Annotated in this window: 13 protein-coding genes and 1 riboswitch; of the genes, 4 read left to right on the forward strand and 9 right to left on the reverse strand. The window is 53.4% G+C overall.

The window, feature by feature from the left end:
- Positions 1 to 8: 8 nt before the first annotated feature.
- The gene (locus tag D7Z26_RS05875) at positions 9 to 656 is read right to left on the reverse strand and encodes a 3D domain-containing protein (protein WP_233566662.1); all 648 of its coding nucleotides are present in this window, start codon (positions 654 to 656) and stop codon (positions 9 to 11) included.
- Between the two features lie 6 nt (positions 657 to 662).
- Positions 663 to 827, reverse strand: a riboswitch (cyclic di-AMP (ydaO/yuaA leader).
- A gap of 130 nt (positions 828 to 957) precedes the next feature.
- Positions 958 to 1,872: a LysR family transcriptional regulator gene (locus D7Z26_RS05880; protein WP_120975137.1), complete on the reverse strand. Its 915-nt coding sequence runs from the start codon at positions 1,870 to 1,872 to the stop codon at positions 958 to 960.
- Positions 1,873 to 2,042: 170 nt separating this feature from the next.
- Here D7Z26_RS05880 and D7Z26_RS05885 point away from each other — a divergent pair, with 170 nt between their 5' ends.
- From D7Z26_RS05885 to sdhB, 3 genes are all read left to right on the forward strand, one after another.
- A complete protein-coding gene (locus D7Z26_RS05885; RefSeq protein WP_120975138.1) occupies positions 2,043 to 2,714 on the forward strand; it encodes a succinate dehydrogenase cytochrome b558 subunit in 672 nt (223 codons plus the stop codon).
- 76 nt (positions 2,715 to 2,790) lie between these two features.
- The gene (gene sdhA / locus D7Z26_RS05890) at positions 2,791 to 4,548 is read left to right on the forward strand and encodes a succinate dehydrogenase flavoprotein subunit (protein ID WP_120975139.1); all 1,758 of its coding nucleotides are present in this window, start codon (positions 2,791 to 2,793) and stop codon (positions 4,546 to 4,548) included.
- A 3-nt stretch (positions 4,549 to 4,551) separates the two neighbouring features.
- Positions 4,552 to 5,322: a succinate dehydrogenase iron-sulfur subunit gene (gene sdhB / locus D7Z26_RS05895; RefSeq protein ID WP_120975140.1), complete on the forward strand. Its 771-nt coding sequence runs from the start codon at positions 4,552 to 4,554 to the stop codon at positions 5,320 to 5,322.
- 9 nt (positions 5,323 to 5,331) lie between these two features.
- Here sdhB and D7Z26_RS05900 read toward each other — a convergent pair whose 3' ends face one another.
- The 6 genes from D7Z26_RS05900 to D7Z26_RS05925 form a co-directional block, all read right to left on the reverse strand.
- Positions 5,332 to 5,511, reverse strand: coding sequence for a hypothetical protein (locus D7Z26_RS05900; protein ID WP_199731664.1), 180 nt, complete (start codon positions 5,509 to 5,511; stop codon positions 5,332 to 5,334).
- A 437-nt stretch (positions 5,512 to 5,948) separates the two neighbouring features.
- Entirely contained in the window at positions 5,949 to 6,629 is a 681-nt protein-coding gene (locus D7Z26_RS05905) for a helix-turn-helix domain-containing protein (protein WP_120975141.1), read from the reverse strand.
- A gap of 108 nt (positions 6,630 to 6,737) precedes the next feature.
- Entirely contained in the window at positions 6,738 to 7,856 is a 1,119-nt protein-coding gene (locus D7Z26_RS05910) for a TolB family protein (protein ID WP_120975142.1), read from the reverse strand.
- A complete protein-coding gene (locus D7Z26_RS05915) occupies positions 7,853 to 9,343 on the reverse strand; it encodes a sensor histidine kinase (protein ID WP_120975143.1) in 1,491 nt (496 codons plus the stop codon). Before D7Z26_RS05915 ends, D7Z26_RS05910 begins: the two co-directional genes overlap by 4 nt.
- A complete protein-coding gene (locus D7Z26_RS05920) occupies positions 9,340 to 10,023 on the reverse strand; it encodes a response regulator transcription factor (protein WP_120975144.1) in 684 nt (227 codons plus the stop codon). Before D7Z26_RS05920 ends, D7Z26_RS05915 begins: the two co-directional genes overlap by 4 nt.
- Before the next feature lie 22 nt (positions 10,024 to 10,045).
- A complete protein-coding gene (locus D7Z26_RS05925; RefSeq protein ID WP_233566664.1) occupies positions 10,046 to 10,978 on the reverse strand; it encodes a M15 family metallopeptidase in 933 nt (310 codons plus the stop codon).
- Positions 10,979 to 11,181: 203 nt separating this feature from the next.
- On the opposite strand from D7Z26_RS05925, the gene D7Z26_RS05930 reads away from it, so the two are divergent.
- On the forward strand, positions 11,182 to 13,185 hold the full coding sequence (locus tag D7Z26_RS05930) for a methyl-accepting chemotaxis protein (protein ID WP_158602210.1): 2,004 nt from the start codon (positions 11,182 to 11,184) through the stop codon (positions 13,183 to 13,185).
- A 58-nt stretch (positions 13,186 to 13,243) separates the two neighbouring features.
- Here D7Z26_RS05930 and D7Z26_RS05935 read toward each other — a convergent pair whose 3' ends face one another.
- Positions 13,244 to 13,552, reverse strand: a complete 309-nt coding sequence (locus D7Z26_RS05935) for a winged helix-turn-helix transcriptional regulator (protein ID WP_120975146.1) — start codon at positions 13,550 to 13,552, stop codon at positions 13,244 to 13,246.
- Positions 13,553 to 13,574: the final 22 nt, after the last annotated feature.

The following is a 13,574-nucleotide window of genomic DNA, read 5'->3' on the forward strand; positions in this document are numbered from 1 at the left end:
TTGTCGCTTTATTTCAAGATGTACACTTTGACGCTCTGGTAACCGAAATCGGATACGAACGAGCGAGAGCCCGGCACGAAAATATCGATTCGGTTTCCTTTGATGGCGCCGCCTTTATCGGTAGCCGTAGCGATCAATCCGCCCGTTGGCAAGCCCGAGAAATCGTACCCCGTAATGTAAACGCGCGTTCCGAACGGAATAACGTTCGGGTCTACGGCGATCGTTCCGAGCTTAAGCGGATTGCCGAAGAAATCGACGGCGCCCCATATGCCGTTCTCCTCGGCGGATGCCGAATAGGCAGTAGCTTTAATGTCCATTACCTTGGAGAAGGAAAGGGATTGTCCCGCCGTCGTCGTGACCGACTGAACGGGCGCTATCGGCACGGCGGGAGCGACGGATTCCGCCATTACTTTGGCCGTGGTGTCGGGAATGACGAGCTTGAGTCCCGCGTAGATGTTTAGAGGGTTAACGTTCGGATTGGCCGCCATTAATTGTTGGAGCGGAATATCCAATTGTTTGGATAGTTTCCAGAACGTGTCGCTGTCTTTGGCCGTGTAAGGAGTCGCCGCGTGCGCGGTGAGAGCCGGCAGCAGCAAAGCGGTTCCAAGTGCGAGTGTTGCGGTACGCGTTCCAAGCTTTTTCCAATTGCTAATCATTGACGATAGTCCTCCTGGATGTCGGCCGGCGAGGTTAGCTGTCGGATTCGGACTGGGAGATCAGCCCTACGCAAAGTTCGCGATTCACCCCAAGTACATGCCGGATTGTTATCCGGTGCATACTTTCGATATTGTCCCCCGCACCACGAATGGTTTTGGCCCTTTTTTTATTTTCTGGTATTCCCTAATCAAAGGTTTTCGATGCCCTTCGACATGTGTAAAAGGTTACCACACCCCTACGAGCGTTTATACCGGAAAGTAAAGGTAAAGGGACGCAAAGCCGCGCCAGTACTGGGTTCATCTACTCGTTCCGCTGGTTGGCACGGCGAGCGAAATAGGCTTTCGTCTCCTCGATCAAGAATCGGGTAGAAGGTGTGAGCCAAGCGGGGTCTCCATGTATGATCGAAGTCGTCCGATTCGTTTCCTCCAGCTCCCGGATGCGAACGAGGTAGAGATCGTTGTCGAGTAGCACCTGTTCCCGCAAATAAGATCTCGGGAGCAACGTGCCCGCTCGGCAAGCGGACAACAACCGAATAATCGCTTCGAAGGAGTCGATTTCCATGCGGACGTCCGGTTTCAGTTTATAGGCGCGGAATAGCTCGTCCGTCATCGTTCGGTACCATGTTCCCGGAGCGAACAGAATCATGGGCAAACCGTGAAGATCGGCCATCTCCAGATGAGTTCTTTCTAATAAAATGTGCGAACGCGGGAGGACGAGGATAAGATGATCGTCGAATAAGGGTAAACTGGTAATAGCGGGATCGTCGATTACAGCGGACGCGACGATGCCGAAGTCGACTTTGCGCTCTTTTACGAGAGTGGTGATTTCATGCGACTTGCCCGTGATCGCTTTGATCTCCAAGTTGGGATGCTGCTCGGTGATGGCGGTAATGAGATCGGGAAGCGTCGTCTGAAGCGTCGTTAAGCTCGCCCCGATCGTCGCGAGAGGGGCTTCGGTGGACTTGTACGCGTTAAGCTTCTGCAAGAAACCGCCATGAAACCGGCGCAGCTCGAGCGCGAATTCGTACGTGACTTGACCCGCGGCCGTCAATTCCAGTCTTTTGCCGATTCTGCGGAACAGCTCGATCTCCAACTCGGATTCTAACCGGGCAAGTCTGCGGGACAATGCGGGTTGCGACAGGTTCAATCTCTCGGCGGCTTTGTTTAGGCTTCGGTGCTCGACGATGGTCGCGAACAATCGCATATCTTCTAGCATGAAGATTCACGTCTCCTTATGCGCTTTGGTTATAAGTTTTAATATTAAATAAGCAGTTCCATTATAAGCGAAAATAGAGTAACCTTAATAGCGGTGATAATTGGTGACTCATGGAAAAGTCGAGTCGGATATTGTCTAAGCACGGTTGCGAAAGGAGATCGAACACAGACATGGCAGGTAATTCTTATTTACCGAGAAAGATTCATTCCTTGCTCGGCGTAATCCCGCTCGGGTTGTTCATCGTCGAGCATGCGCTGACGAACTATTCCGCGTACGAAGGCGGAGCGGAGGGCTTCTCGAAAAGCATCGACTTCCTGAACAGCGTTCCACTTGTTTTCTGGTTGGAACTGTTCGTCATCTGGTTGCCGATCTTGTTCCACGGAGTATACGGACTGTACATCGCGTACCAATCGAACTTGAATTCCGGCCGATTCAGCTACGGACGCAACTGGGCGTTCACGATGCAGCGGATCACGGGGGTTATTACGTTTATTTTTATCGCGTGGCATTTCTACGAAACCAGGTTCCAGGTTACGCTCGGCAACGTTAAGCATGAAGATCTTGGCCAGCACATGAACGACATACTTAGTAATCCGGTAGCGTTGACGGCTTACATCATCGGCGTCGTAGCGGCTATGTTCCACTTCGCCAACGGCTTGTGGGCATTTCTCGTCAGCTGGGGCATTACGGTCGGTCCTCGTGCGCAGAAGGTTTCCTCCAACATTTGCATGGTGATCTTCGTCATCTTGTCGGTGTTGTTCTTGTTGTCCCTCGTTGCGTTCCGGGGCGACGAATTCTCGTCGGAAGCGGCAGCCGCTCTAAGCGCGGTGTCGTTCGGATAAAGTTAGGCTCGATACAAACGCGTTCCGCGGTCTTGATGACCGCGAAGCCCGATTTATTTGGGAGGAGAAACATACGATGGCTACTCAAAAAGTAATTGTCGTCGGCGGCGGGCTCGCGGGCCTGATGGCGACGATTAAGGCGGCTGAAGCCGGCGTACGGGTCGATTTATTCTCGCTCGTTCCGGTCAAACGCTCTCACTCCGTGTGCGCCCAAGGCGGCATTAACGGAGCGGTAAATACAAAAGGCGAAGGCGATTCTCCATGGGAACACTTTGACGATACGGTATACGGAGGAGACTTCCTTGCGAACCAACCGCCCGTCAAGGCGATGTGCGAAGCGGCTCCGGGCATTATCCACTTAATGGACCGTATGGGCGTAATGTTCAGCCGGACGCCGGAAGGTTTGCTAGACTTCCGCCGCTTCGGCGGCACGCAATACCATCGCACGGCGTTCGCCGGCGCGACGACCGGTCAGCAGTTGCTGTATGCACTGGACGAGCAAGTTCGCCGTTGGGAAGTGGCGGGTCTCGTTCAGAAGTACGAGCATTGGGAATTCACGGGCGCCGTACTCGATGACGACGGCGTTTGCCGCGGAATTTCCGCGCAAGACCTGCGCACGATGGAGTCGGTTACTTTCCGCGGAGACGCGGTTATTCTGGCGACGGGCGGTCCGGGGATCATTTTCGGCAAAACGACGAACTCGGTCATCAACACGGGAACCGCGGCAAGCGCGGTTTATCAGCAAGGCGTTCATTATGCGAACGGCGAGTTCATTCAAATTCACCCTACTGCTATTCCCGGCGACGACAAAAACCGTCTCATGAGCGAATCTGCACGTGGAGAAGGCGGCCGGATCTGGACTTACAAGGACGGCAAGCCATGGTACTTCCTCGAGGAGAAATATCCGGCGTACGGAAACCTCGTTCCGCGCGATATCGCGACTCGCGAAATTTTCGACGTCTGCGTCAATCAGAATCTCGGCATCAACGGAGAGAACAAGGTTTATCTCGATCTCTCCCACAAAGATCCGAAGGAGCTTGACGTCAAGCTTGGTGGGATTATCGAGATTTACGAGAAATTCACGGGAGACGATCCTCGTAAAATCCCGATGCAGATTTTCCCGGCGGTCCACTATTCGATGGGCGGTCTCTGGGTAGATTACAACCAAATGACGAACATTCCGGGGCTTTTCGCTTGCGGAGAATGCGATTATCAATACCACGGCGCGAACCGTCTCGGGGCGAATTCGCTCTTGTCCGCGATCTTCGGAGGCATGGTTACCGGTCCGAAAGCGATCGAGTACATCAAAGGCTTGAACAAGTCGGCGGAAGACATCTCGGAGAGCGTGTTCGAGCGCGAGCGCAATAAGCAATCGAGCAAGTTCCAGTCGATCCTGAAAATGGACGGCACGGAAAACGCCTATGTCATCAGTAAAGAGCTGGGCGAGTGGATGACGAACAACATGACCGTAGTTCGCCATAACAAGAAGCTCGAAGAAACGGTCGGAAAGATCAAAGAGCTGAAGCAACGTTATGCGAAAATCAACATCAACGACGTGGCGAACTGGAACAACTCGGGCGCCGCTTATACCCGTCAGCTGTGGAACATGCTGGAACTGGCCGAGTCTATGACCGTCAGCGCGCTCTTGCGCAACGAGAGCCGCGGCGCGCACTACAAGCCGGACTTCCCGGAACGCGACGACGACAACTTCCTGAAGACGACGAAAGCGACATGGACGCCGGAAGGTCCTCAGATCTCGTACGAGGACGTCGACGTCTCCTTGATCAAGCCGCGCAAACGCGACTACTCCACGAACAAGAAGAAGGAGGGCTAACACATGGCGACGACAGCAACCGCAACCGCGCAACGCAAGGTCAAGTTTGTTATCACGCGCAAGGACAGTCCGGATGCCGCTTCTTATACCGAGGAGTTCGAGGTTCCTTACCGTCCGAACATGAACGTCATCAGCGCGCTCATGGAAATCCAGCGCAATCCGGTCAAAGCCGACGGCGCGAAAACGGCTCCCGTATGCTGGGAATCGAACTGTCTCGAAGAAGTGTGCGGCGCTTGCTCGATGGTTATCAACGGCAAACCGCGCCAAGCTTGCAGCTCGCTCGTAGACAAGCTGGAGCAGCCGATCCGGCTTGAGCCGATGTCGACTTTCCCGGTCGTGCGCGACCTCGTCATCAACCGCGAACGGATGTTCAACGCGCTTAAGAAAGTCAAAGCATGGATTCCGATCGACGGAACGTACGATCTCGGGCCTGGTCCGCGCATGGCCGAATCGAAACGCCAATGGGCGTACGAATTGTCCAAGTGCATGACTTGCGGCGTCTGCCTCGAGGCTTGCCCGAACGTCAACGACCGGAACAGCTTCATTGGTCCGGCTTCGATCTCGCAAGTCCGCTTGTTCAACGCTCACCCTACGGGCGAGATGAACGCGCACGAGCGTCTCGAAGCGCTCATGGAAGAAGGCGGCATCGAAGGCTGCGGGAACTCGCAGAACTGCGTGCGCTCCTGCCCGAAAGGCATTCCGCTTACGACTTCCATCGCTGCCATGAACAGGGACACGACTAAACATATGTTCAAGCAATGGCTCGGCATGTAACAGGTTCACTTAAAGCCAAGGAAGCTCTGCTTCCTTGGCTTTTTTATTTATCGTGCGCAGACCCAGCAAACCCAGCAACCCAGCAACCCAGCACCACAGCAAGCCCAGCAAGCCCAGCAAGCCCAGCAAACCCAGCAAACCCAGCAAACCCAGCAAACCCAGCAACCCAGCAACCCAGCAACCCAGCAACCCAGCAACCCAGCAACCCAGCAACCCAGCAACCCAGCAACCCCGCAACCCCGCAACCCCGCAACCCAGCAACCCAGCAAACCCAGCAAACCCAGCAACCCAGCAGACCCACAGACCCCGCAACTCAACTGCTCGCGCGACAAAAAAGTGGTGAAAGTGCACTTATTTTCTTTTAGTAGCCACTGATTAATAAACAGTTGGAAAAAATCCAATTAATTTCAATCAGATGGTCGACTTCTTGACTTATGTCCACAATTAAACGTAGTTATTACAACTAAATGGTTGGAATCTTGAAACTCGCACCCAAATAGTTGGAGTATTTCCACTCCATTCGTAACGCGTCGTACTAGAAGCATGTATCCATTCCGATCTTCTAGCTGGATTTTCTTCGCTTCCAAACACCAACGATGATAAACAAGGTTGGACTAGCTTAAGTACTAGCACAAATACTTGATCGCATCTTTGACGGCCTCGTACCTGACGATTCGCTCGCCGACTCCGGCTCCGGCTCGGATGGGTTTAAGCCAGCCCTTGACTACGAGTTGGTCGAGCAAACGCTTTGCCGTACGGTAATCGACTTGTAGGTGGCGCGTAACGTCGATGGGCCTAATCGCGATCGCTTGCCGAAGTGCGAACTTCAATACCTCTTTTTCCCCTAATAAGTTTGTTGACATCGGCGCGTTCGCTGTATGGAATTGGCTGAAGTACAGTCGCAGCAGCGTCAGGCAAACTTCCGGGCGATCGGCAACGTCGTCATAGGCCAGGCACACGACTCGATAACCCATGGCCTGCAGGAATACTTCTCGATTTAACTCATTGCAATACCCATTGCGATCCATGTCCCGAACGTGCTTGCCGAAGCCCTTAATCTCGAAGAGGACGGTAATTCCCCAAGGCGATTGCCAAGCATAATCGGCGTAATAAGGTCGCCCTCGCCAATCCGAGATTTCATACTCCGGATGCAATCCGTCAAGGTTTCCCATCAATGGCATCCAAACCTTCCGAAGAAAAAGCTTTTCCCCATGAAAATCTCGCGAAAGTAATCGGCCTCGGCGTTCCCCTGAACGACGTTGAACGTGGGACTGCATGAATGAGGCATACACGGCTTCAAACTCCATGTCTTATCCCTCCTTGGAATAAAAAAACGCCCTTTCCCAATGTGAGTCGGAAAAGGACGTGCTTCGTCTTTGAGGCTAGTCTAGCTTACAAACGCCAACATTGCAACGTTATTCCGTCACCCGCGCCAAATACGTTACGAACTTGTTGCGGCTCTGCTGTTCGTCGGGCTGGGTAGAGGAAACCATGAGACGATTGCCCGTAGGGCTCCAATGCAGGGTGTCGGCGATGAACTTGACGTCTAGGGATAACGCCGAAGACAGCCCGGTTGTCGTATCGGCTACGTATATCCCACGAACGGTTCCGTTAGTCGTAATAGCGGCGTAAGCGAGTTTGTTTCCATCCGGCGACCAAGCCGAACCGTAGATTTGCGCGTCTTGCGCGATCGCTTGCAAGATATTGCCCTGCAGATCCGTTGTGTCGAGCTCCATGGCCCCGCTCTTGAGTTTGCGCACGATAGCCAGTCGCTGCTCGTCGGGGGAAGGTACCATCCATACGACGTTTGTCGTGAAGTCCTCCGGCTTGCCGTTCAGCGCCATCGTCATCATTTGTCCCCGCAACGAAGAGAAATAGAGCCGACCGTTCAGGAGAGCGATATTGGTCGCGAACGGGAACGACTTGCCGAGTAGCGATTCCGGTACCGCATTTCCGTAACGGGCTCTCAGTATTTCTCCCTCGATGGTCGAATATACGACAGAGTCGTTATCCGCCCATCGCCCGTTCTGGACGTCCATGGCATCCGGCCCCGTGAAGCTGACCGGTTTGCCGGTGGCGAAGTCGAATATATAACCCTTTCCTGTATTGCTCTGCAATGAAAAGGTTTTGTAGAACACTTTCGTCCGGTCCGGACTGACTTGGGCATAACCCTGGTTCTCGTCGGCGGCATGAAGGGGGGCTTGCGTCTTGGTCGTCAAGGAGTATACGTACATGTTATGAGGATACCATTCCGCACCTTCGGCAAACTCTGGTTTGAAGTCTCGATTCTCTCGGTCGATCAGGATTTCGTCTTCTCCAAGCCAATCCATTCCTCTGACATCGTCTAGCCGAACGAGCGAATCGACAGTCGATTTCCCGTAGGATGCCGGCTCCGGATTGTCCATTACGGTAATCAAGTTTCCGGAGGACGACTGAACCTGCTCGCGGTCATTGGAATCCTGTTGCCCGCAGCCGAGGACAATGAGGAGAAATGCAGAGGCTACAATCGCGCGGGTTAAAGACGAGAAATTCAAAGGGGTTCCTCCTTCCTGGGGAGAGTAGGTTTCACGGGGAATGTCAGGCGGAAAGTCGTGCCCGTTCCGGTCGTCAGCAGTTCGATCGTTCCCCGGTGTTTCTCGACGAGCCGTTGTACGAGCGCCAGCCCGAGCCCGGTTCCGCCGCTTACCCTGGAACGATCCTTGTTCACGGTGAAAAAAGGTTCGAAAATGTTTATGCGGGCTTCATCGGGAATTCCGATGCCGGTATCGGCGATTTCGACGATCGCTTGCGTGCCCGTCGGATCATGCCGGCAGTTCACGTCTACCCTTCCGCCCGGTACGTTGTATTTAATCGCGTTGTCGAGCAGATTCACGAAAATATGAATGAAGCTCTCGCGATCCGCCCAAATGTCCGCGCTTGCCAGAGAGGCGTTGATCGTCACGCCGAACCGTTCCGCTTTGCCGGTCATCCTGTCGGTCAAATCCCGAAGCAACGACTGGAGATCGACTAATTCCGGCCTGTATTCGAAATCGTATTTTTCCAATGCCGCGAGCCTCAATACTCTCTCGACCATCTCGTTAAGCCGACCAGTCTCTTCCAGAATACGATGGACGGCATCCGCGCGCAGGTTCGCATCTTCGCTATATAGATCCATTAGCTCCGCGTACGCTTTGATCGAAGTAAGAGGCGTCTTGAACTCGTGACTGATGTTTCCGATGAATTGCTTTTGCTGTTGTTCAAGCTTCTGCAGCTTGTCGACCGCTTGGCGCAGCTTCGTTTCTTCTTCTTTCATCGCGCCGATATTATTGCGGATTTCCGTGCTCATGTAGAAAATGCTCCGACTAAGCTGACCCAGTTCGTCCTTGCGCTTGAGCGGGGCGGCCAGCAGAAACTGTCCCGTGCGGATTTGTTCGGCGGATTGGTTCAGCTTTACGATCGCCGAGGTTGCGCGTCGGAAGTAGAGGTAACCGAGAATGAAGCTTGCGGTAAGCACGATCCCTCCCGTTAACAGGAACAAGCGGGCGATCGTATCGTAGAATCGCATATCGCTCTCAAGGGAGTACCGGAATTGAATGACGCCCATCTGACTGTCCGGACCTTGCAACGGCGTTAAGTAAAGCAAAGATTGCCCGTCTTGCTGGTAGGCGATTTTCCCCTGAAGCGCATAAGACAAAGCTTGTTCTACATCGTAGGGACCGCTCAACGGTACAGAGTCGCCCGCTTTAGCGCCCGTCATATCGTAAAGGACGACATGAAGTCCCGAATACACCGCCAAATCCATGGCAAATTGTTGACCCCGGTTTCTTAAGAACAATTGGGCTTCGGTCGGAGGCGAGGTTAAGTAGGCTTGCTTGACGCTTAGGTTGGCGATTCTTGTCTGCTGAAGCAGTTCCTTCTCCCGATGCTGCCGTTGTTGGTCTTTAATTCCCCTGAGCACGTAAACGCTTAGGACGAGCACGGTGAGCGACAATAACGCGGCGAGGAAAAGACTGAATTTAACTTTGATGCTGACCGCGCTCATTGATCGTCTCCGATCGACTTGTAACCTACGCCGAAAACGGTTTGAAGATATCGCTGCCCGGATTGCCCTAGCTTCTTGCGCAGGCGCTGCATATGAATGTCGACGGTTCTGGTTCCGGCCGCGTATTCCAGTCCCCAGACAGCGTCGAGAAGCTCGTCCCGGGTATATACCCGGGACGGGTGGGCGAGCAGTAGCGCGAGCAGGTCGAATTCCTTCGGAGTGAGCTCGACGGGTTCGTTGTCCGCCGTTACCGTGCGAAGCTTCAACTGGACGATCAGAGGCCCGACCTTCAGAGTGTCCATCTCCGGATCCTTCTTCTCCAGACGTCGCAGAAGCGCTTTTACCCTGGCGATCAGTTCGCGCATATCGAACGGTTTGGTCATGTAATCGTCGGCACCCATTTCGAGTCCGACGATTTTGTCCACGATGTCGTTCTTGACGGTAAGGAGAATAATGCCCATGTCGGAGCGGTTCTCCAATTTGCGGCATACTTCATAACCGGTCAGCTTCGGCATCATGACGTCAAGCACAATAACGTGGGGACGGAAGCTTAGCGCGGAATCGAGAGCGGCTTGGCCGTCGTATACGGTGTCGACCTCATAGCCTTCCCTGCGGAAAGCGTAAGAGATCGGATTCGCGATTCCCGGCTCGTCGTCGGCGACGAGAATACGTTTGTTCATCGATTGTCCTCGAGTGACCGGATTAAGAACGGCCGGCGAGCGTTTCGGCCGCCGAGTCCAAGTACTCCTCCAGCGTCACTTTTTTCTTCATAATGTCTTTCGCGATGTCTTTGCCCACGTAACGGACGTGCCAGGGTTCGTAAGAATAGCCGGTTATCGACTCTTTACCCTTAAGAAAACGGATAATAAACCCGTGGTCCGCCGCGTGGGCGGCCAGCCATTTGCCTTCCTTTGTTTTCGCGAACGATTCCTCCAAAGCATAGCCGACGCTCGCGCTGGATATATCCATGGCAAGGCCTGTCTGATGCTCGCTTTGTCCGGGACGCGCGCTTGTGCGGTTGGCGACTTCTTCGCCTTTGTTCTTGGCATTGTTGTCGAATATCGATTTCTGAGTTGCGTATGAGCGATAACCGGATACGGCTTTCAGCTCTATTCCGTCTTTTTTGGCTGCAGCGAAAAGAGATTCCAACGCTTTGGCAGCCGCCTTGCGCATTTGTTTTTTCGGGGAGCTGCCCGAGAAAGAGAAAGGAACATCGGGCACAACGAGATCGTTAGGGACGTAGGAAGACGATAATTCTCGCTTCTTGTTTACTAAGACGTATAAACTTAACGAATTGTTTACAACCGCGATTCCTTTATCGTTCTTGTCGATCGTCATTGCAGGCAAATCGTCCGCCAACAATGCGGCTAATGCAGACGTTGCGGACTCCGGCGAAGAGGACGGCTTTATATCTTCAGGCGGTTCCGACGTAGGAGCGTTGCTTTCTTCGGATTGCGAAGGCAAATCTTCTTCATCGACCGCAGGAGTGGACGCCGATGGGGAAGGGGAAAGGGTGCCCTTCGGCAGATCGATTGTTTTATTTTCTCCAGATGGACTTAATGCATTCGATTGGGACCATAGGCCTCCGACGATGATGGCACTGACTATGGCGAATAACGCAACGCTTTTCTTCAACTTAGTCTCTCCTTCTAATGTTTCTGAAAGATAGATTAAGAGAAGGATGTATCCAGACGATGTCGATTTGTATCAAAGATGTAAACATTCCGTCATCCGACAATAAAACTTTCAAAAAAGGCTCGAATCGCGTCGAAACAAGAAGGATAATTGCAAGATTTGTCAAAAGAAATAGAGGAGGATTAGGGGAGGAATATGGAGAAATGGAAGTTCGCCGCGGGTTCTGGAAATATTTAAGATTTCAAGTGTTGTTAATGATGCTCGTAGTACTATTGATTCCGCTTGGATGCGTTGGATGGGTGTACTATAAGACGTTAAGCGACGATCTGGGGAAGATCGAGCGTTCGCATGCCCTTGAAGTTAGCGACTCGGCGAATCGTCTGTTGGATCAACTGGGGGAACAGCTTTCCGGCACCGTGATCACGAATGCCAAATGGGGAGCGTTTTTGGATGCTTATAAAGCCGGGGACATCAAATGGATCGAAGAAAACGTCAACGTTTCGCTCGACATTATCCCGCATCTTAGTTTCGTTGCAACCGTCGACGAGAACGGGGAGATCATATCTCAACAAGGCAAAGTAGCGGATTTCACGAAACAGCTCAAGGAAATATCGATTTTGGAAAAAATAAAACAGACTCCCGACGTGTTCGGAATCATTCAAATGCCGGAAGGCTTGGCGATCATGGCCGCTTCCCGAATTACGGACGAACAAGGAAACGAGTCGTCCGGGATCCTGATCTTCGGACGTATGTTGGACGACGAAGCGATGAAAGGCGTCGGAAAAATCCTGAATGCCGGAATGGCGATTCGCTCCTCTACGGGTCAGACGCTGGCCACCGACGAGCACACGGCATCTCTATTAGCCAGAGGAGCGAACGATTCCTCCGCATTGCCTCAAGCAGGGGCGGCGGCAAGCTTCCGCAGCGGAACTCATGACGGCAAGAGGTTCGGCGAAGTCAGCTCGGGATTTCCGGGGTTCACGGGACAATCTGTCGCGGAATTGGTCGTAGCCGTACCCGCCGAAGCGAGCGGGACCGTGCAGAAGGAAATGATCCGGTTAAGCGGGATCGCCGGAGGGCTTGCGGTTGTGCTTATTTTGTTGATCGCGGTCATGCTTCATCGCAGAATCGTCGTCCCGCTTGTCGGCTTCGAACGGTTCCTGGACGAAGTCGCAGACGGACAATTGTCCGTACAGCTTCCCGACAAGGTTAGACGCAGGGGAGACGAGATCGGATCCATTGCGCGTTCGTTAATGGAAATGGTCGAGCATCTTAAGCAGCTCGTAACGGGCATACGTTCGACGGCTTCGGACAGTTCGTCGGCCGCGACGCGTTTGACAGGCGAGACGGATGCCGCCGCTTCGGGAGCGAACCGTATAGCCGATTCCATGCGCGAAGTAGCGGCGGGAGCCGATTCACAGGCTCAAGGCATGAAAAGGGGCGCCGAAGTTACCCGGGAAATACAGACGAGCATGATGATAATCAGCGATCGGACGGCCTCCGTTGCGGCCGTCTCGGAGCAAGCGACGCAACAGGCGGAAGAAGGCAATCAAATTGTAACGCTCGCGGTGGAGCAGATGGAGCGGATTGCCGCCTCGGCGGGCAACTCGGTTAGCGAAGCGTTCGAGCTTCACGAGAAATCGGAACAAATCGGCAAGATGGTCGAAGCGATTTCCGGCATCGCCTACCGGACGAACTTGCTCGCGCTGAACGCGAACATCGAAGCAAGCAGGGCGGGCGAGCATGGTCGGGGATTCGCCGTCGTGGCGGGAGAGGTCAGGAAGCTAGCTAGTCAATCGGACCAGACGGCTGCCGAGATTAGACGGGAAGTCGAAGCGATTCAATCCGTCATCGCTTCGGTAAAAGCGAAGATCGAAGACGGATATCGGGAGACGCAGAGTGGAGCGACGATCGTTAAGGATGCGGGGAACGCGTTCCGTAATATCTCCGAGGGAGTAAAGGATATGGAGGCCGAGCTGCGGGAAATTTCCTCGGCTAGCCAGGAAATCGGAGCTCAAGTGGAGGAGTTATCGGCTCTGGTTGACCAGACGGAAGCGATCTCCGAGTCGAGCGCCCAACGTTCGCAGGATGTCGCGGACATCGCGGAATCCCAGATGGGATCCGTGAGGATGGTGGCCGATGCCATGGTGTCTCTCTCCAAGCGCATCCGCGATCTCGAACTTGAAGTCAATCGCTTTAAACTGTAAAACGGAAGCAAAAAAGGGTTGAGCAGCTAACGCTGCTCAACCCTTTTAACTTGCGGCGCTACATCCACGCTTCGCCCCAATTTTGAATGGAAGTAATGACTTCCTCGAGATTGCGGCCTTTCTCGGACAACTCATATTCAATGCGTACCGGCATTTCCGGATACACGGTTCTCGTGAGAATTCCGGAAGCTTCCAGCTCCTTCATGCGGTCGGTCAGCATTTTGTCGCTCATGTCGGGTATTTGTTCCTTAATGTCCTTGAAGCGTTTCGGACCGCCTAACAATACGCGGATGATGAGCCCTGTCCATTTTTTGCCCAATAACTCAGCTGCAGACTCGTATTTGGGGCACATTTTGGAATAGTCCATACCGATTCCCCCCTTTATATCT

The sequence above is a fragment of the Cohnella endophytica genome (assembly GCF_003628305.1).
Taxonomy (GTDB): Bacteria; Bacillota; Bacilli; order Paenibacillales; family Paenibacillaceae; genus Cohnella; species Cohnella endophytica.

What these genes read in the sequence shown, in the direction of transcription:
- D7Z26_RS05875 (WP_233566662.1), bottom strand. Translation starts at nt 656, where the DNA reads ATGATTAGCAATTGGAAAAAGCTTGGAACGCGTACCGCAACACTCGCA.
- D7Z26_RS05880 (WP_120975137.1), bottom strand. Translation starts at nt 1,872, where the DNA reads ATGCTAGAAGATATGCGATTGTTCGCGACCATCGTCGAGCACCGAAGC.
- D7Z26_RS05885 (WP_120975138.1), top strand. Translation starts at nt 2,043, where the DNA reads ATGGCAGGTAATTCTTATTTACCGAGAAAGATTCATTCCTTGCTCGGC.
- sdhA (WP_120975139.1), top strand. Translation starts at nt 2,791, where the DNA reads ATGGCTACTCAAAAAGTAATTGTCGTCGGCGGCGGGCTCGCGGGCCTG.
- sdhB (WP_120975140.1), top strand. Translation starts at nt 4,552, where the DNA reads ATGGCGACGACAGCAACCGCAACCGCGCAACGCAAGGTCAAGTTTGTT.
- D7Z26_RS05905 (WP_120975141.1), bottom strand. Translation starts at nt 6,629, where the DNA reads ATGGAGTTTGAAGCCGTGTATGCCTCATTCATGCAGTCCCACGTTCAA.
- D7Z26_RS05915 (WP_120975143.1), bottom strand. Translation starts at nt 9,343, where the DNA reads ATGAGCGCGGTCAGCATCAAAGTTAAATTCAGTCTTTTCCTCGCCGCG.
- D7Z26_RS05920 (WP_120975144.1), bottom strand. Translation starts at nt 10,023, where the DNA reads ATGAACAAACGTATTCTCGTCGCCGACGACGAGCCGGGAATCGCGAAT.
- D7Z26_RS05930 (WP_158602210.1), top strand. Translation starts at nt 11,182, where the DNA reads ATGGAAGTTCGCCGCGGGTTCTGGAAATATTTAAGATTTCAAGTGTTG.
- D7Z26_RS05935 (WP_120975146.1), bottom strand. Translation starts at nt 13,552, where the DNA reads ATGGACTATTCCAAAATGTGCCCCAAATACGAGTCTGCAGCTGAGTTA.